Annotated in this window: 19 protein-coding genes; 6 read left to right on the forward strand and 13 right to left on the reverse strand. The window is 67.7% G+C overall.

The genetic code is table 11. The features are described 5' to 3' along the window. Positions 1 to 366: a hypothetical protein gene (locus tag DJ018_RS01495; protein WP_111513031.1), complete on the reverse strand. Its 366-nt coding sequence runs from the start codon at positions 364 to 366 to the stop codon at positions 1 to 3. Further along, positions 363 to 737 carry a hypothetical protein gene (locus DJ018_RS01500; RefSeq protein WP_111513032.1) on the reverse strand — a complete coding sequence of 125 codons (375 nt, stop codon included), beginning with the start codon at positions 735 to 737 and terminating at the stop codon, positions 363 to 365. Before DJ018_RS01500 ends, DJ018_RS01495 begins: the two co-directional genes overlap by 4 nt. Positions 738 to 936: 199 nt before the next feature. Between DJ018_RS01500 and DJ018_RS01505 the strand changes: the two genes are divergently transcribed. After that, positions 937 to 2,493, forward strand: coding sequence for an MFS transporter (locus DJ018_RS01505; RefSeq protein WP_111513033.1), 1,557 nt, complete (start codon positions 937 to 939; stop codon positions 2,491 to 2,493). Here DJ018_RS01505 and DJ018_RS01510 read toward each other — a convergent pair. Continuing rightward, positions 2,490 to 3,497, reverse strand: coding sequence for a fatty acid desaturase (locus tag DJ018_RS01510; RefSeq protein WP_111513034.1), 1,008 nt, complete (start codon positions 3,495 to 3,497; stop codon positions 2,490 to 2,492). The genes DJ018_RS01505 and DJ018_RS01510 overlap by 4 nt on opposite strands. A gap of 116 nt (positions 3,498 to 3,613) precedes the next feature. Further along, complete coding sequence (locus tag DJ018_RS01515) at positions 3,614 to 4,411, reverse strand: hypothetical protein (protein WP_133254195.1); 798 nt, start codon at positions 4,409 to 4,411, stop codon at positions 3,614 to 3,616. Between the two features lie 130 nt (positions 4,412 to 4,541). On the opposite strand from DJ018_RS01515, the gene DJ018_RS01520 reads away from it, so the two are divergent. From DJ018_RS01520 to DJ018_RS01530, 3 genes are all read left to right on the forward strand, one after another. Beyond that, the gene (locus DJ018_RS01520; protein ID WP_111513036.1) at positions 4,542 to 5,384 is read left to right on the forward strand and encodes an alpha/beta fold hydrolase; all 843 of its coding nucleotides are present in this window, start codon (positions 4,542 to 4,544) and stop codon (positions 5,382 to 5,384) included. A 448-nt stretch (positions 5,385 to 5,832) separates the two neighbouring features. After that, complete coding sequence (locus DJ018_RS01525) at positions 5,833 to 6,117, forward strand: hypothetical protein (RefSeq protein WP_111513037.1); 285 nt, start codon at positions 5,833 to 5,835, stop codon at positions 6,115 to 6,117. A 73-nt stretch (positions 6,118 to 6,190) separates the two neighbouring features. Continuing rightward, the gene (locus DJ018_RS01530; protein ID WP_111513038.1) at positions 6,191 to 6,775 is read left to right on the forward strand and encodes a DUF4893 domain-containing protein; all 585 of its coding nucleotides are present in this window, start codon (positions 6,191 to 6,193) and stop codon (positions 6,773 to 6,775) included. Between the two features lie 30 nt (positions 6,776 to 6,805). Here DJ018_RS01530 and DJ018_RS01535 read toward each other — a convergent pair whose 3' ends face one another. Together DJ018_RS01535 and DJ018_RS01540 are read right to left on the reverse strand one after the other, a co-directional pair. Then, on the reverse strand, positions 6,806 to 7,630 hold the full coding sequence (locus tag DJ018_RS01535; protein WP_111513039.1) for a YncE family protein: 825 nt from the start codon (positions 7,628 to 7,630) through the stop codon (positions 6,806 to 6,808). 3 nt (positions 7,631 to 7,633) lie between these two features. Next, on the reverse strand, positions 7,634 to 10,237 hold the full coding sequence (locus DJ018_RS01540) for a TonB-dependent receptor (protein WP_111513040.1): 2,604 nt from the start codon (positions 10,235 to 10,237) through the stop codon (positions 7,634 to 7,636). Positions 10,238 to 10,375: 138 nt separating this feature from the next. Here DJ018_RS01540 and DJ018_RS01545 point away from each other — a divergent pair, with 138 nt between their 5' ends. Next, positions 10,376 to 11,038, forward strand: a complete 663-nt coding sequence (locus DJ018_RS01545) for a DsbA family oxidoreductase (protein WP_111513041.1) — start codon at positions 10,376 to 10,378, stop codon at positions 11,036 to 11,038. Here the strand turns inward: DJ018_RS01545 and DJ018_RS01550 are convergent. From DJ018_RS01550 to DJ018_RS01580, 7 genes are all read right to left on the reverse strand, one after another. After that, positions 11,026 to 11,316 carry a hypothetical protein gene (locus DJ018_RS01550; protein ID WP_111513042.1) on the reverse strand — a complete coding sequence of 97 codons (291 nt, stop codon included), beginning with the start codon at positions 11,314 to 11,316 and terminating at the stop codon, positions 11,026 to 11,028. The two genes, DJ018_RS01545 and DJ018_RS01550, sit on opposite strands and share 13 nt — an antisense overlap. 56 nt (positions 11,317 to 11,372) lie before the next feature. Further along, complete coding sequence (gene metH, locus DJ018_RS01555; RefSeq protein ID WP_111513043.1) at positions 11,373 to 14,024, reverse strand: methionine synthase; 2,652 nt, start codon at positions 14,022 to 14,024, stop codon at positions 11,373 to 11,375. Further along, complete coding sequence (locus DJ018_RS01560) at positions 14,024 to 15,043, reverse strand: D-alanine--D-alanine ligase family protein (RefSeq protein ID WP_111513044.1); 1,020 nt, start codon at positions 15,041 to 15,043, stop codon at positions 14,024 to 14,026. Before DJ018_RS01560 ends, metH begins: the two co-directional genes overlap by 1 nt. Positions 15,044 to 15,055: 12 nt before the next feature. Continuing rightward, positions 15,056 to 16,117, reverse strand: coding sequence for a homocysteine S-methyltransferase family protein (locus DJ018_RS01565; protein WP_111513045.1), 1,062 nt, complete (start codon positions 16,115 to 16,117; stop codon positions 15,056 to 15,058). Continuing rightward, positions 16,114 to 17,046 (reverse strand): methylenetetrahydrofolate reductase [NAD(P)H], encoded by a 933-nt coding sequence (metF, locus tag DJ018_RS01570; protein WP_111513046.1) that lies wholly within the window; start codon positions 17,044 to 17,046, stop codon positions 16,114 to 16,116. Before metF ends, DJ018_RS01565 begins: the two co-directional genes overlap by 4 nt. Continuing rightward, entirely contained in the window at positions 17,043 to 18,014 is a 972-nt protein-coding gene (locus tag DJ018_RS01575; RefSeq protein WP_111514620.1) for a metalloregulator ArsR/SmtB family transcription factor, read from the reverse strand. Before DJ018_RS01575 ends, metF begins: the two co-directional genes overlap by 4 nt. A gap of 74 nt (positions 18,015 to 18,088) precedes the next feature. Beyond that, the gene (locus DJ018_RS01580; RefSeq protein ID WP_111513047.1) at positions 18,089 to 18,658 is read right to left on the reverse strand and encodes a type 1 glutamine amidotransferase domain-containing protein; all 570 of its coding nucleotides are present in this window, start codon (positions 18,656 to 18,658) and stop codon (positions 18,089 to 18,091) included. Positions 18,659 to 18,821: 163 nt separating this feature from the next. Here DJ018_RS01580 and DJ018_RS18925 point away from each other — a divergent pair, with 163 nt between their 5' ends. Further along, complete coding sequence (locus DJ018_RS18925; RefSeq protein WP_133254197.1) at positions 18,822 to 19,421, forward strand: hypothetical protein; 600 nt, start codon at positions 18,822 to 18,824, stop codon at positions 19,419 to 19,421. The last annotated feature ends 53 nt before the right edge of the window (positions 19,422 to 19,474 follow it).

A 19,474-nucleotide genomic window follows, 5' to 3' on the forward strand; every position in this document is an offset into this window, starting at 1 on the left:
TCAGCGGCAGGCTTCCAGCGCCCGCTCGAGGGCGGCCAGCCGCTGCATCCGCAGCAGACGTCCCGCCGCCATCAGCTGGTAGCGGTCGGCCGCGCCGGCCGCGTTCTTCAAGGCCGCGTCGCTATCGGGGTAGCGCGGCGCGCGCGGGAAGTTCTTGGGCACGCAGCTGACGGGCGCGGGCGCCTTGCGCGGGATCAGGCGCGGCTTAGGCGGCGGCGGCGGAGCGGCCTCCGGCTCAGCCGGCGGCGGCGCCGGTGCGGACGCGACCACAGGGCTGGGCTTCGGCTTGGGGCCAAGCGTGCTGCAGCCTGCCAGCGACCAAGCCAGCAGGGCGGCGGCGCAGGCCGCCTGGAGCCGTCGCCTCATCGCAGTGTCGCGAGCACGGCCTGGTCGGCGCTTTCCATGCGCGCGCAGCCGTCGAGGCCGGCGGGCGGCTCGCTGGCCAGCCGTTCGGCCACGGCGGCGGCGTCCGGAGCGCCCGGCGCATGCTCGGCCACCTTGATCGCCGCGCCGCCACGTGCAGCCGCCACCGGCGCGGTGTTGGCTTGCAGGGCGGAGGCGGAACGCTCTGCCTCGAGCGCCCGGCTCAGGTCCGCGGTCTGGGCTACGAAATCGGCCCGGGCCCGGCGGGCGTCGGCGAGGCTGAGCCCCAGGGCCAGCGCCAGCACCAGGCTGAGTCCGGCGAACGCGGGACCGGCGGCGGGACGCGTCAGGTTCTGAACGATGGCGGATTTCATCCAGCGCCCTCCTCGGCGGACCTATATGTCTCTGCCGCCAAGCTTGAAAAGATGCGGCACGCTTTCGTGAACACGGCCGCCCCGCGAACACTCACCCGCGCAGCTCAGCTCGGCAAGTCCTCCCGACCCCACCCTGGGTGGAACTAGTGGGACTCCCGGCGGTTCGTCGCCGGTTGAAGCTTCCAGGGGGTGATCGCAGGTGGCCGGATTTCTTGCGCCGCAAGCTCAGATCGGGGGGCGCGAGCTCGACCGCGGCGTGCGCAACCTCATGCTGGACGCGATCTTCGCCACCGCTGTCGGCGCGCTGAACAGCGGGGTGGTGATCGTCGCTTTCGCCCTGTGGCTTGGAGCCCCCAACACCGTGATCGGCCTGCTGGCCGCCATCCCGCTGTGGACCCAGATCCTTCAGGCCCCGGCCGTGAGCCTGGTGGAGCGCCTGCGCGCCCGCCGCCGCATCTCCGTGGCCGCCTTGCTGACCGCCCGCCTGGCCCTGCCCTGCATGGCCATGCTGCCCTTCGTACCCGACAAGCGGCTGGCGCTCGCCTTGCTGCTGCTGCTCGAGGTGATCCACACCGGCGCCAACGCGATCTGCGCCTGCTCCTGGAACTCCTGGATCCGCGACCTCGTGCCGGAGGAGCGCCTGGGCCGCTTCTTCGCCCGACGGACCATCTGGGCCACCGCCGTCGGCATGATCTGCACCCTGACCGCCGGCTTCGCGCTCCAAAGCCAGCACGCAGCCCGCGGCGGCGGCTCGGGCATGGTCTTCACCGTGCTCTACATGTCCGGCTTCGCCGCCGCCATGATCAGCACCTGGCGCCTCGCCCTGGTGCCCGAACCCATCATGCCGAAAGCTCAGCCGAAGCAGAGTCTGTTTCGTTTGCTCAAGGCGCCCCTGAAGGACAAAAACTTTAGGAATATCATACGCTTCCTGGCGAGCTGGCAGTTCGCCGTGAACGCCGCCACCCCCTTCTTCACTGTATACTTCGTCCAGCAGCTCGGCCTCGGGATGGGCTACGTCACCGCCTTCACCGTGGTCAGCCAGCTCGCCAACCTCCTGGTCCTACGCGAGTGGGGCCGCCTCACCGACCGGTTCTCCAACAAGGCCGTCCTGAACGCCGCCGCCCCGGTCTTCCTGCTCTGCATCGCCGGCATGACCGTCGCCTCGCAGATCGACCAGCACCTCCTGCTCGTCGCCTACCTAGCCCTGCTCCACGTGGTCATGGGCATGGCGGCCGCCGGCGTCGGCTTGGCCACCGGCAACGTGGTCCTGAAGTGCGCGCCGCGCAGCACGGCCACCGCCTACATCGCCGCCAACTCGCTGATCGCCTCGGCCGCCGCCGGCCTCGCCCCGATCCTCGCCGGCGCCTCAGCGGACTTCTACGCCGCGCGGGAGCTGACCATCCAGATCCTCTGGCGCGATCCCGGCGGAGTGCGGGAGTTCTTCGGCTTCCAGATCACTCAGTGGGGGTTCTTCTTCCTGATCGCCGCGGGCATGGGGCTCTACGCCCTGCACCGGCTGACCTTCATCACCGAGGAAGGCACCATCCGCGGCCGGGCCGTCGTTCAGGAGATCATCGGCGACACCCGGCGCGGGGTGCGCAACCTGTCGCCAGTGCGCGGCCTGCGGCCGGCCTTCCCAGCCGGCTCGCTCCTCGAGCTGCACGGCCGCTATCGGGAGCAGAAGCGCGCCGACCGCGCGCGCGCCAGCCGGGCTGCGCGTCAAGCCAAGGCCGACGAGCCGCCGGCCGACCCTTAAGCCACGGCCAGCCGCCGCGCCTCCTGGAACGAGATCAGCCGGCCGCGGGCCTCGTCCCAAAGGGAAAGACGGATCGCCTTGAAGCTGTCGGCCAGCGTGACGCGGCTCACGTCCTTCAGCTCCGGGTGGTCCTTGAGCACTTGGGAGAGCCGGTAGAACGGGATCTTGCTGACCGCGTGGTGGATGTGGTGCGCGCCGATGTTGGCGGTCATCCAGCGGAGCACGGGCGGCAGGTCGAGGTGCGAGCTGCCCTTCAACGCCGCCTCATGCGCCGTCCAATCTTCCTTGCGCGCCCAATAGGCGCCTTCGAATTGGTGCTGGACGTAGAAGAGCCACACGCCGATCGAGGCGGCGACCACTACGATCGGCAGGTGCACCAGCAGCAGGGCGGGCACGCCACCCAGCAGGAGTTCGACAACGATCAGCAGCGCCAGCCCCAGATTGTTGCCGAGCACGCTCATCCACGCCTTGCCTTCGCGCATCAGGCCGATGGGCAGGCGATGCTGCAGGACGAACATGTAGGCCGGTCCCAAGCCGAACATCACCAGGGGGTTGCGGTAGATGCGGTAGCCGAACCGCTTCAGCGGCGGCAGGGCGCGGTATTCGTCAAGCGTCAGGGTCTCCACGCCGCCAAGCCAGCGCCGATCCAGATTGCCGGACGTCGCGTGGTGGATGGCATGCGTCCGCCGCCAGTAGTCGTAGGGCGTCACCGTCAGCACGCTGATCACCCGGCCCACCCACTCGTTGGCGAGGCGCGAACGGAAAAAAGCGCTGTGGCCGCAGTCGTGCTGGATCATGAACAGCCGCACGAGGAAGAAGCCAGCCGGAACGGTGAGCACGACGCCCCACCACCAGCCGCGATCGACCGCGAACAGCGCCAGGCCCCACAACGCCAGCAGCGGCAGGGCGGTGACCAGGATTTCGGTGATGCTGCGTCGGTGGCTGGGACGCTGGTATCGGAGCAGGATCTCGCGAAGCCGGCGCGGATCGGTGACGAGGTTCATACGGGGTCTCTGACGGGAAGCAGCCGCGGCGTACAGAGCTAATGCGTCAGATGTTCGTTCGGACGCGCAGTTTCAGCGACGACGACTATCCGAGACGTCTTTTTCTTGTGGAGAGCTCAGTCGTACGGCCGGTAGCCATAGCGCGGCGCCGGACGAGGATACTCACGGTAGGCTGGAGGATATTCGCGGTAGCCGCGGTACGGCTCCGGAGCAGGCTCCCAACGCGACTGCTCATAGTCGGCCTGTTCAGCCTCCACGCGCCGGCGCTCGGCGTCGGCCAGCGCCCGCTGACGATCCGCTTCCGCGAGCAGACGTGTCCGTTCCGCTTCCGCAGCCGCGCGCTGCGCCCGCACTGCCGCCAATTGCTCCGCCGCCAGCGCCTTGGCGCGCGCGTCGGCGTCCGACTGCGCCTTAGCCTGAGCTTGCGCCGACTGCCGCTCGCGCCACTGCGCGGCGACCTGAGCGCCGCATGTGCGCAGATCGGCTAGGCCCTGGTCGGATCCGCTGAGCGATAGGCTTACAGGCTCTTGCGACAACCAGCCGACCTGGAGGACCCCGCCCTTGCGCAGCGCGCTCAGCGTCTCATCGCTGAGCACCATCTCGCTGAGACCGGGCTCAGCCCCACGCACGACCAGGTTCGAGAAGGGTTTCTGATTGATGCGCAGGGACAGGAAGGCCCGCTCCGGCGCGTCCTCCTTGGCGAACACCAGCCGCACCTCACGACCGTCGGAGGTCAAGGCGGCCGGCGCCACGCCGCCGGATCGTCCGGTCAACTCGAGTTCCGTGCGGCAGAGGTTGTCGACGGGCGTGATCACCCATGCCGGCGCGCTGAGCGATGAAGCCTGCGGGGCAGCCCAAGCCGAGCCCGCCATGAGAACAGCGAGGCTGGCCCCCGTCACAAGACCCTTGTTCACGACGATACCCTAAGACCCGACGTCCCTCACCCTGGAAGCTACGCGACGCGTTGGCAGGCGCCTAGCGGCCACAGGGTCGCGGCGGCCCGAAAGATGGGAACCTCCGCGGGTGGGAGTGCTTCCCTCGGCCATGGCAGATCCCCGCCACGACTCGGTCACCGCGCCAGGCGCCCCGCCGCTTGCCTACACGCAGGCGGGTGCGGGTGCAGACGTCGTCCTGATCCACGGCTCCCTCATGACCCGTGCGGACCTGTTCATGGGGTTGGCCGACAGCCTCGTGCCGGAATTCCGCGTCACTGCATTCGATCGGCCTGGCCAGGGCGAAAGCGGGCGCGAGGGGCCGACCGGCACCCCCTGGCGACAGGCGGCGGCGTTGCATGCCGCCGCGCAGAGTCTTGGCCTGCAGCGGCCGGTGCTCGTCGGGCACTCCTTCGGCGGCGCTGTCGCACTGGCCTGGGCGATGCAGTTTCCTGAGGACCTGCGCGGCGTCGTGGCGCTCGCACCGATCGCGTTTCCTGAGGTCCGGCTGGAGCACCTGTTGTTCGCACCGCGCAGCACGCCGATCGTTGGCCCACTAATGAACGAGACCCTGGCCGCCGGCATCGACAAGGCGCTGCTGCCGATACTCTGGAGCGCGATGTTCAAGCCGCAGGCCATACCAGAACGCTTTGCATCCACCTTCCCGTTCAACGAGGCCGGTTCACGGGCCCAGGTGGAGGCGGATGGCGAAGACGCTGCTTTCCTCAACGCCGGCTTGATGCTCAGTACGATGAACTATCCCGCCTGTCGTACGCCCGTCCGGATCTTCGGGGGCGGGGCCGATCTGGTGGTGAACAACAACCTGCACGGCAAGCTGCTTGCCAGGCTGTTACCAGACGGAAAGTACACCGACCTCGAAGGGCTGGGCCACATGGTGCACCACTTCGCGCAGGCGCCGATCGCCGAGGCGGTGCGGGATCTGGCGGGACGCTGAAGCCCAGCTCGGCCATCCCGGCTCAGCGCATTCGGGCGACGCGCCCCGGTGGCGCTTCCTCGCCCTCCAGCCAAACATCCTCCCCGCTCCAGAGATGGTCCGCGCTGCAGGATGGGCAGGCCAGGGTGAATTCGGGCAGCTGAATGATCCGGAATGTCACCGCGTCAAGCGTGAGCTGGGTCGGAGCGGGCTTCAACGTGGTGGGGCAGCGGGTCAGGACGCGCGGCACAGCCGGCGTCCAGTGAAAGGGACTGCAATCCTACGCATCATCGCCTCCAAAGTCGGGGCGGGGCGCACGCGCGTCTCAGCCGTCGCTGCCTGGTGATCTGCAACGGATGCGACACTATAGCGGACCCGCTGCCTGGAAGCGACAGCTAACCCCTGCCGCCGACGGAAACTGCGACCGCGCTGAGACGTTTGCCCACAGCTCAACCCTGGGAGCTTCTCCATGAAACAAGCCGCCCTCGCCTTCAGCTGCGCGCTGGTCGCCGCCGGCCTCGCTGGCTGCGACAATACCCGTGAAGCTGAATCAAAGACCCCTGTGGCCGAGGCCGAGGTCCAGACCAGTCTGCCGGAAGCCGCCGTCAGCGATCAGGCGCTGCAGCAGTCGGCCGATCAGGCCGCCGCACAGGCCAGCGCTCCGGCCCCAGGCACGACGACCACCATGCCCGCCACAGCCGCCGGGGCGACCACCAGCACCACGACGGGAGCCACGACCGCTCCGGCCCAGTGACGACTCGCGTTGGCGGTCAGCCGGCGTTCAGTCGAGGCGGGGCAACCTTCGACCAACTCGATCGGAGCTCCGCATGAACGCCGCCGCAGCCGCTCTCGCAATCTGCATCGCCATTCCCGCAGCTGCTTCAGCCGCGTCGGCGGAATATCGGCAGGATGCCCGCCCCGCAGACTTGGCCCGACTGGCACGCCTCGATCAGGCCTGGCGCGAGGCCCTTAGCCACGCCTCGCCGCAACAGCTGCGCGGGCTGGGCGCCGTGGTCAGGCCTGATGCGGCGCTTGTGCGCCCTGAGCCCACACCGGGCGCCTACCGCTGCCGCACCTTAAAGCTCGGACTGAAGGGCGCCGCCCCGAGTTCAGGCCTGATCACCTATGGCTGGTTCCGCTGCCGGGTCGAACTGACACCAGGCGGCGACCTGATCCTCAGCAAAACGACCGGCTCGCAACGCCCGATGGGCCACCTTTATCCCGACACCCGTCGGCGACAGGTCTATTTGGGAGCCGTCGCCTGGGGTGACGAAGGCCCGGTGCGCTACGGCGACAATGACGAGCGCGACCAGATCGGCGTCTTCGAACGCATCGGCGCGCAGCGGTACCGGCTGGTCTTGCCCTACCCTAAGCAGGAGTCGACCCTCGACATTTTGGAACTCGCCCGCTGAGCCGGGGCCGCCGTCCTCCTGGGCGGTGGCTTACCGGCCGGGGGACCGGACCCGAAGGGCCACAATCTCGCGCCGAGAGCGGCTGATGCCGTAGATCATTCCGGGCTCGCTCTCGTCCCAGTCGATCGCCTGCCCCTCGATGTCTGGAGCCTGGACCGTCGCCAGATGCTCGAGCACAGCGCCCCCGTCGGACGGCAATGCGAGGATGTAGAGCTCGCCATGGTCATGGCCGGTGACCCAGAGCCGCCCGTCCGGTCCGAACCCGCCCCCAGACGAGCTCATCGGGGCGAAGCGGGCCAGCGCGGTTTCAGGGAAGCTCCACGCGCCCACACGCCGCCACTGATCATCAAACTTCACCAAGGCGGTGTGGCGATGATCCCGCGGCGGCTCGCCGCCCTTGCCATCGTAGTTGGCGAAGGCCGCGTACCAGGCGCCATCTCGCCGCTCGATCCAGGTCACCGAGCCCGTTCCGGGGCCAAGCGGCACGGTACGTCGGTGCTGAAGGGTTTTGGGATCGAATATCTCGACCGCGCTCCAGTGAGGAACGGCGGGAAAGTTGGAGCTGGCGCAGACCAGCTCCTTGGCGATCACCGTGCACGAGTTGATGTGCGGAAACCGCTGCGGGTCTCCTTTCCACTCGGCCAGCTTCGCGCCCGTTTTCTTGTCGTACTTGGCGATAGTCCAGTTCGCGACCGCGTAGATGTGGTCGCGATCCACCGCAACGCCTTGGCGTGCTTCGGGAGCTGGGTAGCGGCGGACCACCTCGGCCTTTCCCGCGTCGATCGGCGGCTCAACCGCGCTTGCCGCGGCAGTGGCTGCGAGCAGGCCGGCCAGGATCAGGATGCAGAGGCGCATGGCTCAGAAGCTCGCCTGCAGGCCGACCCAGTAGGTGCGCCCGTACTCAGCCGACTCTTGCAGATTGCGGCGGAACGGACCGGTGTTTTCCTGCCGGCCGGAGTTCGACAGGTTCTCGCCCTCTGCAAACACGGTGAAGTGGTCATTGATCCGCCAGCTGACGTTGGCGTCGAAGCTGTGCCGCCCCTTCCAGTACTGATCGGCGTTCGGCACCGCGTTCACCGTCTCCAGGAACCCGCCGATGTAGTTGTGCGAGATCCGCGCCTCCAGCGGACCACGCTGGTAGTAGATCGACTCGTTGGTCACGATGTCCGGCTGCTGGAAGAAGCCGGTTTCCCGTGCCCCGGTGTCGGTAACGAACATGAACTCCGAATCCAGCAGCGTGACATTCAGGTTGAAACCGAAGCCGTCCAGCGGCTGCGGCAGCATGGTCAGCGCTTGCTGCCAGGCGATCTCCAAGCCGTTGATCGTCGCCGGCTGGGCATTGCGCGGCGCGCTCACCGAAACCGGCTCCGGGCCTCGGCCGATTCCGAGGTCGATCTGCTCCACGGAGTTCAGCGTGAAGATCTCGTTCTCGATGTTCTTGCGGAACACGCCCAAGGCCAGCAATCCGTCGCGCGGGTAGAACTCCACCGAGAGATCGAAGCCTTCGCTCTCCCGCGGCTTCAGGTTCGGGTTGCCCCGGCTGAGGACCGCCTGGCTGCCGCTGAACGTGATCGCCTCGCGAGCCGTGATGTCGGCGAAGTTCGGACGGCCGATGGTGTTGGTCCAAGCTGCGCGCACGATCAGGTCGTCACGCAGCGCGTACTTCAGGTGCAGGCCCGGCAACCAGTTGTCGTAGGAGCCGGAGGCGCTGACGGGCGAGAAGCCGCCGTTCAGTGCCCGTGTCGAGCTGGTGTCCACCTCTGTCCGCTCGTAGCGCAAGCCGCCGATCACGGTCAGAGGGCCTCGCTCGAAGATGAACTGGGCATAGGCCGCCGCCACGTCCTCGCTCACCTTGAAGTCCGAAGCCACGTTGTTGAGGCTCTCAACAAAGCTGGAGCGGTTGGCGTTGAAGAAGTCGATCGCGGCGCGATCACCGATGCGCGGATTCAGGCGGTACACGCCCTGGATCAGCTCTTCGGGCCCTTCCTCGGCCACCTGCGCCAGTGTGTAGATGAAGCCCGACCGAGCGGTGTAGGTCGCCTGGTCGGCGTCGACGCTCTTGAGCGTGCTCCGGCCCGCGGCGCCGAACTTCAGGGTCAGGCTGTCGTCCAACCAGCCGGTGTCGAATGCCACGTCGGCGTGGGCCTGGGTCACCTCTTCATCCGCCACGCTCAGCGCGATGCGGTGGTTGTTGAACAGGTGGTTCGCCGGGTTGCGCACCGCCGCCTCATTCAACGGGATGAAGCGGAAGAAGAACTGGCTGGTGTCGTAGTTAAAGCCGTAGTTCGCACCCTGTGCATCGTTGGTGCGGAACTCGTCGCTGGTGTTGTCTTCCTCCAGCTTGGACTTGGAGTAGGCGACGCCGCCCGTCACCACCGTCCGCGGGTTGGCATGCCACTCCAAATCGCTGCGCACGATGCCCAGCGAGCGGGTCGTGATCGGCCGGTTGATGTGGATGATGTTGCGGCCGCGCAAGAACGTGCCGGAGGTCTGCGTCTGGTTGGAAACGTTGCCCAGCGGCTCGAGACGGTTCTCGATCCGCTGCTCGTCGTCTTCCATGGTGGCGTAGATGGCCGAAGCGTCGATGCGGAAGTCCTCATTCGGACGCCACTCAATCTTCCCGTTCACGCCCTTCCGCTGCTTGGTGTTGTTGTACCAGAACAGCCGCTGCTGGAACGGCACCTGGATGGCGTTGCCGCGCGGATCGCCGGAATCCACCGGAGCGCCTGCAGCCGTGTATTCGCGGATCGAAGGATTGGCCGACTCCACCTGCGGGATGTCGTAGTCGCGCTGTTCGAGGCTGCCGCCGATCACGATGCCGAATTGCTCGTCCGGACCGAACCGCGTGCCAGCGGCGAAGCTCAGCCGGTAGGCAGGGTCGTCATTGCGCACGTCCCCGTGCTGCTCGAACTTTCCGTAAGACCCCATGGCGGACAGGAACGGCCCGCGCGCGTCGAAGGCAGAGCGTGTGACCACGTTGATGACGCCGCCGATGGCGTTGGCGTCCATGTCCGGCGTGACCGTCTTCACCACCTCGATACGCCCCGCCATCACGGACGGCACGATATCGAGCGGCACTGTCCGGCCGGCGGAGTCGACGCTGGCGACGGTCGCTCCGTCGATGGTGGTGCGATTATAGGTCGAGGTCAGGCCACGAAGGGTCGGGAAGCGGGGCTCGCCTTGGTCTTCCATGACGGAAACGCCGGGGATACGGCGCAGCGCTGCGGCCGTGTTGTGGTCCGGCAGCTTGCCGATGTCGTCCGCCGACACCGAGTCCGTCACCGTGAAAGCGTCGCGCTTCACCTCGATGGCTTTGCGTTGCGCTTCGCGCTGGCCAGTGACGACCAGTTCGTCGACCGTCGGGTTCGCCTGATCGAGCTCTTCGGCGAAAGACGGGCTGGCGAGAGCGGTGGACGCAAGCAGAAGCGCGGCCAGGCGGCCGCCGTTTGTAAGCTGGAACATGTACCGCTCCCCCGTTGGATGTGAGGGCGCGGGCTAGAGGCAGGATGCGAAGGCGGCGCGACCCGCCGATGACGGTCCTGTGAAAAGTGCCTTTTGAGATCGGCCTCCCTATATGCCGCCCAGCCACAGGAGCAGCAGATGACCCAGACCATGACGATCGACATCGTTTCCGATGTCTCCTGCCCCTGGTGCGTGATCGGTGTGGGCGGGTTGGAGGAAGCCTTGCGGCGGGTCGGCGACGACGTGCAGGCTGAGATCCGCTTCCAGCCCTTCGAGCTCAACCCCGACATGCCGGCGGGCGGCGAGAACATCGTCGAGCATATTGGCCGCAAGTACGGCTCGACGCCTGAGCAATCCGCGAAGAACCGTGAGATGATCCGCGCCCGCGCTGCCGAGGTAGGCTTCGTCATGGCGATGAGCGACCAGAGCCGGATCTACAACACCTTCGACGCCCACCGCTTGCTGCACTGGGCCGGGTTGAAGGGTGAACAGCGGGCGCTGAAGCACGCTCTGTTCACCGCCTACTTCACCGACGGCAAGGATCCCGGCGCCTCGGACGCGCTTGTTGAAGCCGCCGCTGTGGCGCGGCTCGATCCGACCGAAGCTCGCCAGGTGCTGGACACCGGACGATATGCCGATGAGGTTCGGCAGGCGGAACGGTTCTGGCGGGAAGCCGGCATCAGCGCCGTCCCAGCCTTCATCATCAACGACAAGTACCTGATCTCGGGCGGGCAGCCGGCCGACGCGTTCGAACGGGCCCTGCGCACGATTGCGCAGGAGGGCGGGGCTCAGTCCTCGTAGACGATCAGCGCAGAGCCGTCGCGGAGGGCCCGCTGCATGACGCCGCGCAGGTCCTCGGGCACAGCGCCGGCGTCGACGATCTCGCCGGCGCGGAGGATCTGCGCTTCGTCCCAGCCGCGGTCATCGAGGGCGGCGGCGCCGGCGGCCCGGGCCGACTCCTCCGTCTCGCCACGGGCGAACAGCAGGATGTCGTAGCGCTTGCCGTCCGGTTCGCTGTTGCGCGGTCCGGCCTTAGCGCGAACCGTCAGCACGAAAACCCCGACCGGCTCCTGGTCCATCGACGCTCCTGATCCCTCGGAGCAGCCTCGGCTGCTCCGCTGCAGGTCACAAGCGCTTAAGCCGGGTCGTAGTTCAGAATCGGCGCCAGCCAACGCTCGGCCGTGCGCACATCCCAGCCCTTGCGACGAGCATAGTCTTCGACCTGATCCTTCTCGATCCGGCCGACCCCGAAGTAGTGCGCCTCTGGATGCGCGAAGTAGAGGCCGGAGACCGCCGCCGGCGGCGTCATGGCGAAGCTCTCGGTCAGCTCCATTCCGGTCGCCGGCGTGGCGTCCAGGAGCTTGAACAGCGTCGCCTTCTCCGTGTGGTCAGGCTGGGCAGGATAGCCAGGGGCCGGACGGATGCCGCGGTACTGCTCGCCGATGAGGGCGTCGATGTCGAACACCTCGTCGGGCGCATAGCCCCACAGTTCGGTGCGGACCTTGCGGTGCAGGGCCTCGGCGAAGGCCTCGGCCAGGCGGTCGGCCAGCGCGGTGGACAGGATCGCCGAGTAGTCATCGCCGGCGTCCTTGAACTGTTTCGCCAGCTCCAGCTCGCCATGCCCGGAGGTCACCGCGAAACCGCCGATCCAGTCCGGCTTGGTCCCAACCGGCGCGATGAAATCGGCCAGGGCGAGGTTCGCCTGCTCGCCCGTCTTGATCATCTGCTGGCGCAGAGTGTGCAGGCGGGTGAGCTCAGTGCTGCGGCCTTCATCCGTGTACAGCACGATGTCGTCGCCATCGGCGTTGGCCGGCCAGAAACCGACGACGCCACGCGCCTCCAGCAAGCCCTGCTGGATGATCCGCGCCAGCATGCGTTCGGCGTCGGCGTATAGGTCCCGCGCTGCTTGGCCGACCACGTCGTCGTCGAGGATCTGCGGGAAACGGCCCACCAGCTCCCAGCTGGCGAAGAACGGCGACCAGTCGATGTGACGGGCCAGCTCGTTCAAGTCGTAGGGCGCGAAGGTCCGCGTGCCCAGGAAGCTCGGCTTCACCGGATCGTAGATCGTCCAATCGGGCGTGAAGGCGTTGGCGCGCGCCTCCTCAAGGCTGGCGCGGGCGCGATTGCCCTGCCCTCGCGCGAACTGCTCGCGCACCTTGGCGTAGTCGGCTTCCGTCGCCGCCACGAATCGCGTGCGCTCGGTGGGCGACAACAGGTTGGAGACCACGCCCACCGCTCGGCTGGCGTCCAGCACATAGGTGGTTGGACCGCTCTTGTACTGCGGCGAGATCTTCACGGCCGTGTGGGTCTTCGACGTCGTGGCGCCGCCGATCAGCAGCGGGACCTTGAAGCCGCGCCGCTCCATCTCGCTGGCCACGAACACCATCTCGTCGAGGCTCGGCGTGATCAGGCCCGACAGGCCGACGATGTCGACGTTGTGGGCCTGCGCCTCATCGAGGATGCGATCGGCCGGAACCATGACGCCGAGGTCGATGACCTCGTAGTTGTTACACTGCAGGACCACGCCGACGATGTTCTTGCCGATGTCGTGGACGTCGCCCTTCACCGTCGCCATCAGGATCTTGCCGGCGCTCTGGCGCTCTTGGCCTTCTTTCTCGGCTTCCATGAACGGCAGCAGGTAGGCGACGGCCTGCTTCATCACGCGGGCGGACTTCACCACCTGAGGCAAGAACATTTTGCCCGCGCCGAAGAGGTCGCCGACGACGTTCATGCCGTCCATCAACGGGCCTTCGATGACGTGCAGCGGTCGCTCGGCTTGCTGGCGCGCCTCTTCGGTGTCCTGCTCGATGTAGTCGGTGACGCCGTGGACCAAGGCGTGCTTCAGCCGCTCGGCAACAGAAGCTTCGCGCCAGGCGAGGTTCGGACCCTTGGCGCCCTCGCCCTTGCCGCCCTTGTACTTGGGCGCGAGGTCGACCAGCACTTCGGTGGGCGAGCGGCCGTCGGCGCGCTTGCGGTTGAGGATCACGTCCTCGACGGCCTCGCGCAGCTCGGGCTCAATGTCGTCATAGACCGGCAGGTCGCCGGCGTTGACGATGCCCATGTCCATGCCGGCGTTGATGGCGTGGTACAGGAACACCGAGTGGATCGCCCGCCGCACCGGCTCGTTGCCGCGGAACGAGAACGAAACGTTCGAGACGCCGCCCGACACCCGCGCGTACGGCAGGTTGGCTTTGATCCGTCGCGTCGCCTCGATGAAGTCGACGGCGTAGTTGTCGTGCTCCTCGATCCCCGTCGCCACGGCGAAGATGTTGGGGTCGAAGATGATGTCCTCGGGCGGGAAGCCCACCCGGTCCACCAGGATGCGGTAAGCCCGCTCGCAAATCTCGAACTTGCGCGCTTCGGTGTCCGCCTGGCCGACCTCGTCGAAGGCCATGACCACCACCGCCGCGCCGTAGCGCAAGCAGGCTTTGGCCTGCTCGATGAACTTGGCCTCGCCTTCCTTCAGGCTGATCGAATTGACGATCGCCTTGCCCTGGACGCACTGCAGCCCGGCCTCGATCACCTCCCACTTGGAGCTGTCGACCATCACCGGCACGCGGGCGATATCGGGTTCAGCCGCCAGCAGATTCAGGTAGGTCCGCATGGCGGCCACTGAGTCCAGCAGGCCTTCGTCCATGTTGACGTCGATGACCTGCGCGCCGGCCTCCACCTGCTGGCGGGCAACGCTCAGGGCCTCGGGGTAGTGCCCCTCGGCGATCAGCTTGCGGAATTTGGCAGAGCCGGTGACGTTGGTCCGCTCACCGACGTTGACGAAGAGCGGGCGCATCAGCTCTGGCCGGCGCGGGCGGCAGCCAACGCGATCTGGATGTCGAGGAAGTCGCGGAAGCTGATCCCCTGCGCCTTCAGCGCCTTGGGATAGAGCGAGGCTTGGGTCAGGCCCGGCAAGGTGTTGATCTCCAGGAACACCGGGCCGCTGGGCGTCACGATGAAGTCGGAGCGGGAATAGCCCATGGCGCCGACCGCCTTGTGGGCTTTGAGGGCGCCGTCCTTGATCTTGGCCTGAACATCGTCCGGGAAGGTTGCGGGGCAGATCTCGCGCGTCTCGGCCGACAGGTACTTGCTGGCATAGTCGAAGGCGCCTTCGGCCGGATGGATCTCCACCGGCGGCAGCGCAATCAGCGTGCCGTCGGTATTCTCCAGCACGCCGCAGGTGGACTCCAATCCTGCGACGAACGGTTCGACGAGGTACGGCTCGCGGTCCGCGGCTTCAGCCAACGCCTCCAGGTCCGCAGAACCGTTGACGAAGATCAGGCCATAGCTCGAGCCTTCGCGGACCGGCTTGGCGACGAGACGGCCGTGCCGCGCCAGCTCTTCGGCGAGCTTGCCAGATCGCACGTCCGCGCCGCTCTCGACCGGGATCGAGGCCGGTGTGGCGACACCACCCTCAGCTACCACGACCTTCGTGGCGGCTTTGTCGAACGCGAGCCGGCTGGCCGCGGCGCCCGAGCCGGTGAAGGCCACGCCGCGCGCCTCGCAGAGCGCCGCAAGCGTCCCGTCCTCGGCCGGGCCGCCGTGCATCCCGAGGACCAGCAGCCGGCCCTCCCGCGCCGCGAGGTCCAGCGCGCCCTCGATCGTCTCCGACAGCGGCTCGCCTTCGGCCGGCAGGGTCACCTCGAACGGCTGCTGGTGGTTCAGCAGCACCTCGCGGCTGGCTGCGTGCACGGGGCCTTCGGCCGTCCAGTACCAGAGGTCCGCCTCCGGCAGCGCGCCGGCTAGGGCCTGGGTGGACGCGACGGCGACAAGACGCTCGCGGCTGACGCCGCCGAACAGGATGGTGATACGCATCGGGCTCTGATGTCAGGCGAGTTCGAAGGGTTCAAGGCCGGCCAGGCGCATGGCCTTGGGCCGCTCGGGGATCTGTCGCGGCTTAAGGCCGCGGACCTCGTCAGCCACGTGCCGGATGTGGTCCGGCGTGGTGCCGCAGCAGCCGCCCAGGATGTTGACCAGGCCATGTTCGGCCCACTCGTGCAGCTGGTGGCCGGTCTGGTGCGGCGTCTCGTCGTACTCGCCCATGGCGTTCGGCAGGCCGGCGTTCGGGTAGGCGCTGACCAGGGTGTCGGCGACGCGCGCCAGCTCGGCGATATGCGGCCGCATCAGGTCCGCGCCAAGGGCGCAGTTCAGCCCGACAGCGAATGGCTTTGCGTGCTTGATGGAATTCCAGAAGGCCTCGACCGTCTGGCCCGACAGGGTCCGGCCTGAGCGGTCGGTGATGGTGCCCGAGATCCAGATCGGCAGCGGCTCGTAGCCCTGGTCCTCCAGGTCCATGATCGCCTTGATCGCCGCCTTGCAGTTCAGGGTGTCGGTGATGGTCTCGATCAGGAACAGGTCGACGCCGCCCTCGTGGAGCGCCTTCATCTGCTCGGAATAGGCCGCATAGACCTGCTCGAACGTCACCTTGCGCGCGCCGGGGTCGTTCACGTCTGACGACATCGACAGCATCACCGGCAGCGGCCCGACGGAGCCCGCCAGGAAGCGCGGCTTGTCGGGCTCCTTGGCGGTCCATTCGTCCGCCACGCGCCGGCCGATGCGCGCACCCTCCAGGTTGATGTCGCGCACCGCCGCTTCCATGCCGTATTCGGCCTGGCCGATCGAGGTGGCGCTGAAGGTGTTGGTCTCGGAGATGTCCGCGCCTGCCGCGAAGTACTGGTCGTGCAGGTCGGCGATGATGTCCGGCCGGGTGATGCACAGGAGGTCGTTGTTGCCCTTCAGTTGGCCGGCTGCGTCCTTGAACCGCTCGCCGCGGTAGTCGTCTTCCGCGAGGCCGCGCTTCTGGATCATCACGCCCCAGGAGCCGTCCAGGATAAGCACCCGTTCCTTGGCGGCCGCCTTGAGGGCCGCGATGCGTTCTTGTCTGGTCATGCCGCCGCCTCCGCAGGCGCAGGTTGGGTCTCGCGCACGCCCAGGACCCGGCAGATCGCGTAGGTCAGTTCGGCGCGGTTCAGGGTGTAGAAGTGGAAGTCGCCGAAGCCCTCTTCAGCCAGCCGGGCGCACATCTCGGTCGCGATGGAGGCGGCGATCAGCCGGCGCGTCTCGGGGTCCTTGTCGAGCCCCTCGAACAGGTTGGCGAGCCAAGCCGGCACCTCGATGCCGATCGGCCCGGCCATCTTCTTCAGGGCGTTGAAGTTGGTCACGGGCATGATGCCGGGAGAGATGGGGATCGCGACCCCAGCTTTCCGCACCCGCTCCATGAAGCGCAGGAAGCCGTCGATATCGAAGAAGAACTGGGTGATCGCTCGCGTCGCGCCAGCGTCGACCTTCGCCTTCAGCACGTCGATGTCGTGGTCGATCCCGGAGCTCTCCGGGTGCACCTGCGGATAAAGACCGACGCTGACCTCGAAGTCGCCCACCGCCTTGATGGCGCGGGTGAGTTCGGTGGCGTTGTTGTAGCCGTCGGCGCGCGGCGTGTAGGCGCCGCCGATCTGGCCGGGCGGATCGCCGCGCAGGGCCACGATGTGGCGCACGCCGGCGTTCCAGTAGTCGCGGATGACCTCGTCCACCTCCTCGCGCGAGGCTTCGACGCAGGTCAGGTGGGCCGCCGGCTTGAGGTCGGTCTCCGTCAGCATCCGCAGCACCGTGCGATGCGTGCGGTCGCGGGTGGAGCCGCCGGCGCCATAGGTCACCGACACGAAAGACGGGCTCAGCGGCGCGAGGCGGCGGATCGCCTCCCAAAGGTTTGCTTCCGCCTCAGCCGTTTTGGGTGGCGAGAACTCGAAGGACACGTTCGGCCGCGGCGTGCCGCCGATGCCGGCCCGCGCCACAGGTCCCAGGGCGGTATCAGAGGGGCTCATGCGGCGCTCCTTTGTTCGTCGGACGCGCGCGCAGCGGTCCAGATCTTCACGGTCAGGCCGCCCTCGCGGACCGGCGGCAGCGCCTGAGCCTCCACGCCGCTGAACGGACCATGCGAGAGCCAACGCTTCATCTCAGCGTCGGAGAAGCCGAGGCGGCGATGCTGATGCTGCTCACGCAAGAACTCGAGCCCGTGCGGAGCGAAATCGACGATGATCAGCTTGCCGCCGGGCGCCACGATGCGGGCGGCTTCGCGCACCGCCGCAGCCGGGTCAGCCAGGTAGTGCAGCACCTGATGAACCACCACCAGATCGGCGCTTCCGTCCGGCAGACGCGTGCCGAAGATGTCGCCGTGGCGCAGTTCGCAGCGGTCCAGCCCCGCCTCCGCCACGTGGTTGCGTGCGATGTTCAACATCTGTTGCGACAGGTCGAGACCCAGCGCCTGTTCGGCTCGAGGCGCCAGCAAGGTCAGCATGCGGCCGGTGCCCGAGCCCAGGTCGACCAGACGGCGGAACGGTCCCTCGCCCACAGCGGCGAGGATCGCCTGCTCCACGGCGGCGTCCGCCACGTAGAGGGAGCGGATCTCGTCCCAGCGGGCGGCGTTGCGCGCGAAGTATTCCGCGGCGTCGGCGGCCCGCTCTTCCCGAACCGCCGACAGCCTCTCGGCGTCCGCGGCGAGAACCGGGTCGGCCGCGTCCGTGCGCCCCAGGATCTCGGCCACGATCTCGCCGGCCGGCCCGCCGCTGGTCAGGCGATAGAAGACCCAGGCGCCATCGGGGAAGCGCTCGACGAGGCCCGCTTCCGCGAGCAGCTTCAGATGACGTGAGACACGTGGCTGGCTTTGGTCGAGAACCCTGCAAAGCTCCAGCACCGCCAACTCTTCAAGCGCGAGCAGCGCGAGGATCCGCAGGCGCGTCGGTTCCCCGGCGGCGCGAAGCACATCGACAGCCTGGCTCGCTGAAAGCGTCATGCGAGCCATATAAAGATATCTTTATATGATTGTCGAGGGGCGGCTGACGCCTCGCGCCGCCGCCCTGTCGATCTTCAGGCCTGACCGTGGCGGTCGTGACGGCCTTCGGCGAACTCTTCGATCATCTTGGCGCAGAAGGCCGGCAGGTCGTCGGGCTTGCGCGAGGTGACTAGGCCATCGTCGACAACCACTTCCTGGTCCACCCACTGGGCGCCCGCGTTCTTCAGGTCCGCCTGCAGCGAGGGCCAGGACGTCATGGTCTTGCCCTGCACCGCCTCGGCGTTGATCAAGGTCCAGGGCCCATGACAGATCGCGGCGATCGGCTTGCCTTCATGGGCGAAGGATCGCACGAACTCGATCGCCTTCGGCTCCAGCCGAAGTTGGTCCGGATTGATCACGCCTCCGGGAAGCACGATGGCGTCGTAGTCTGCAGGATTGGCCTGGGCCAACTCGCGATCCACCGGCACGGTGTCGCCCTTGTCGTGGTGGTTGTAGCCCTGGATCTCGCCGCCTTTCGGAGCGACGATCTCGACCTGAGCGCCGGCTTGCTTCAGCGCCTCGACCGGCTTGGTGAGCTCGACCTGCTCGAAACCGTCAGTGGCGAGAACGGCCACCTTTTTGCCCTGCAGCCTTGCTTCGGCCATGGCGACATCTCCTTGGAATTGTGGGGTTCGGCGCGACAACGGCAGCCTTGCGCGCCGAGTTCCAGAGGCCGCAACTTTCGCGGTGAGCTGCAACAAGGCCGTGCGCCCGCAGGTTTCCCCCGCAAGCCGCCGAACGCGGCTCGATCACTCGGGAGACAACCTTATGAACAAGATCATCATGGCCGCCGCGGCCGCCGCGATGACGCTTACGGCCGTTGAGGCCGTGGCTCAGTCGAGTTCCAGTCGCAGCAGCAGCGCCAGCATCGGCCCCAGCCAGCCGATCCCCTACAGCCAGCTCGAAGCCTACTCACGGGCCACGCCGCGCCAGCGGGCGACCCGCGACTGGTGGAGCGGCTCGGCCGGCGCCCAAACGGGAACATCCGCCAACACCTCCGCCGCTGCGGGCATGACGGGCTCCAGCAGCATGGACACCGGCGCAGGCTCGACCGTGGGCTCGTCGATGGGCGGCGCCACCGGCTCGGCTAACGGCAGCGTCAACCCGAGCACCGGTCTCGGCGCGGGCTCCAGCGCGAGCACGGGCACGGGCACGGGCACGGGCGCCGACACCAGCACGAGCAGCGGCAGGGGATCTGCCGGCTCCATGTCCGGCTCGACCACCGGCTCGATGTCCGGGTCGGGCGTCGGCGCGACCGGCTCGACCTCAAGTTCGTCTGGCGTGGGCGCGGCGGCTGGCCAGCCGGCCGGCGGCATGGGCAGCACGTCCAGCGCTCCCACCGGCGGCTCCACCGGCGGCGTGCGCTGATACGAAAACGGCCCCGCTTCGCAGCGGGGCCGTTCTGATCCAACTCGAAGGTC

The organism is Phenylobacterium deserti (genome assembly GCF_003254705.1).
Lineage (GTDB): Bacteria > Pseudomonadota > Alphaproteobacteria > Caulobacterales > Caulobacteraceae > Phenylobacterium > Phenylobacterium deserti.

Bases quoted from the DNA above. Each gene is read 5' to 3' on its own strand.
- DJ018_RS01565 (WP_111513045.1), bottom strand. From the start codon at position 16,117: ATGACCAGACAAGAACGCATCGCGGCCCTCAAGGCGGCCGCCAAGGAA.
- DJ018_RS18925 (WP_133254197.1), top strand. From the start codon at position 18,822: ATGAACAAGATCATCATGGCCGCCGCGGCCGCCGCGATGACGCTTACG.
- DJ018_RS01520 (WP_111513036.1), top strand. From the start codon at position 4,542: ATGGCAGATCCCCGCCACGACTCGGTCACCGCGCCAGGCGCCCCGCCG.
- DJ018_RS01500 (WP_111513032.1), bottom strand. From the start codon at position 737: ATGAAATCCGCCATCGTTCAGAACCTGACGCGTCCCGCCGCCGGTCCC.
- metH (WP_111513043.1), bottom strand. From the start codon at position 14,024: ATGCGCCCGCTCTTCGTCAACGTCGGTGAGCGGACCAACGTCACCGGC.
- DJ018_RS01560 (WP_111513044.1), bottom strand. From the start codon at position 15,043: ATGCGTATCACCATCCTGTTCGGCGGCGTCAGCCGCGAGCGTCTTGTC.
- DJ018_RS01510 (WP_111513034.1), bottom strand. From the start codon at position 3,497: ATGAACCTCGTCACCGATCCGCGCCGGCTTCGCGAGATCCTGCTCCGA.
- DJ018_RS01550 (WP_111513042.1), bottom strand. From the start codon at position 11,316: ATGGACCAGGAGCCGGTCGGGGTTTTCGTGCTGACGGTTCGCGCTAAG.
- DJ018_RS01575 (WP_111514620.1), bottom strand. From the start codon at position 18,014: ATGACGCTTTCAGCGAGCCAGGCTGTCGATGTGCTTCGCGCCGCCGGG.
- metF (WP_111513046.1), bottom strand. From the start codon at position 17,046: ATGAGCCCCTCTGATACCGCCCTGGGACCTGTGGCGCGGGCCGGCATC.
- DJ018_RS01535 (WP_111513039.1), bottom strand. From the start codon at position 7,630: ATGCGCCTCTGCATCCTGATCCTGGCCGGCCTGCTCGCAGCCACTGCC.
- DJ018_RS01540 (WP_111513040.1), bottom strand. From the start codon at position 10,237: ATGTTCCAGCTTACAAACGGCGGCCGCCTGGCCGCGCTTCTGCTTGCG.
- DJ018_RS01525 (WP_111513037.1), top strand. From the start codon at position 5,833: ATGAAACAAGCCGCCCTCGCCTTCAGCTGCGCGCTGGTCGCCGCCGGC.
- DJ018_RS01580 (WP_111513047.1), bottom strand. From the start codon at position 18,658: ATGGCCGAAGCAAGGCTGCAGGGCAAAAAGGTGGCCGTTCTCGCCACT.
- DJ018_RS01495 (WP_111513031.1), bottom strand. From the start codon at position 366: ATGAGGCGACGGCTCCAGGCGGCCTGCGCCGCCGCCCTGCTGGCTTGG.
- DJ018_RS01530 (WP_111513038.1), top strand. From the start codon at position 6,191: ATGAACGCCGCCGCAGCCGCTCTCGCAATCTGCATCGCCATTCCCGCA.
- DJ018_RS01545 (WP_111513041.1), top strand. From the start codon at position 10,376: ATGACCCAGACCATGACGATCGACATCGTTTCCGATGTCTCCTGCCCC.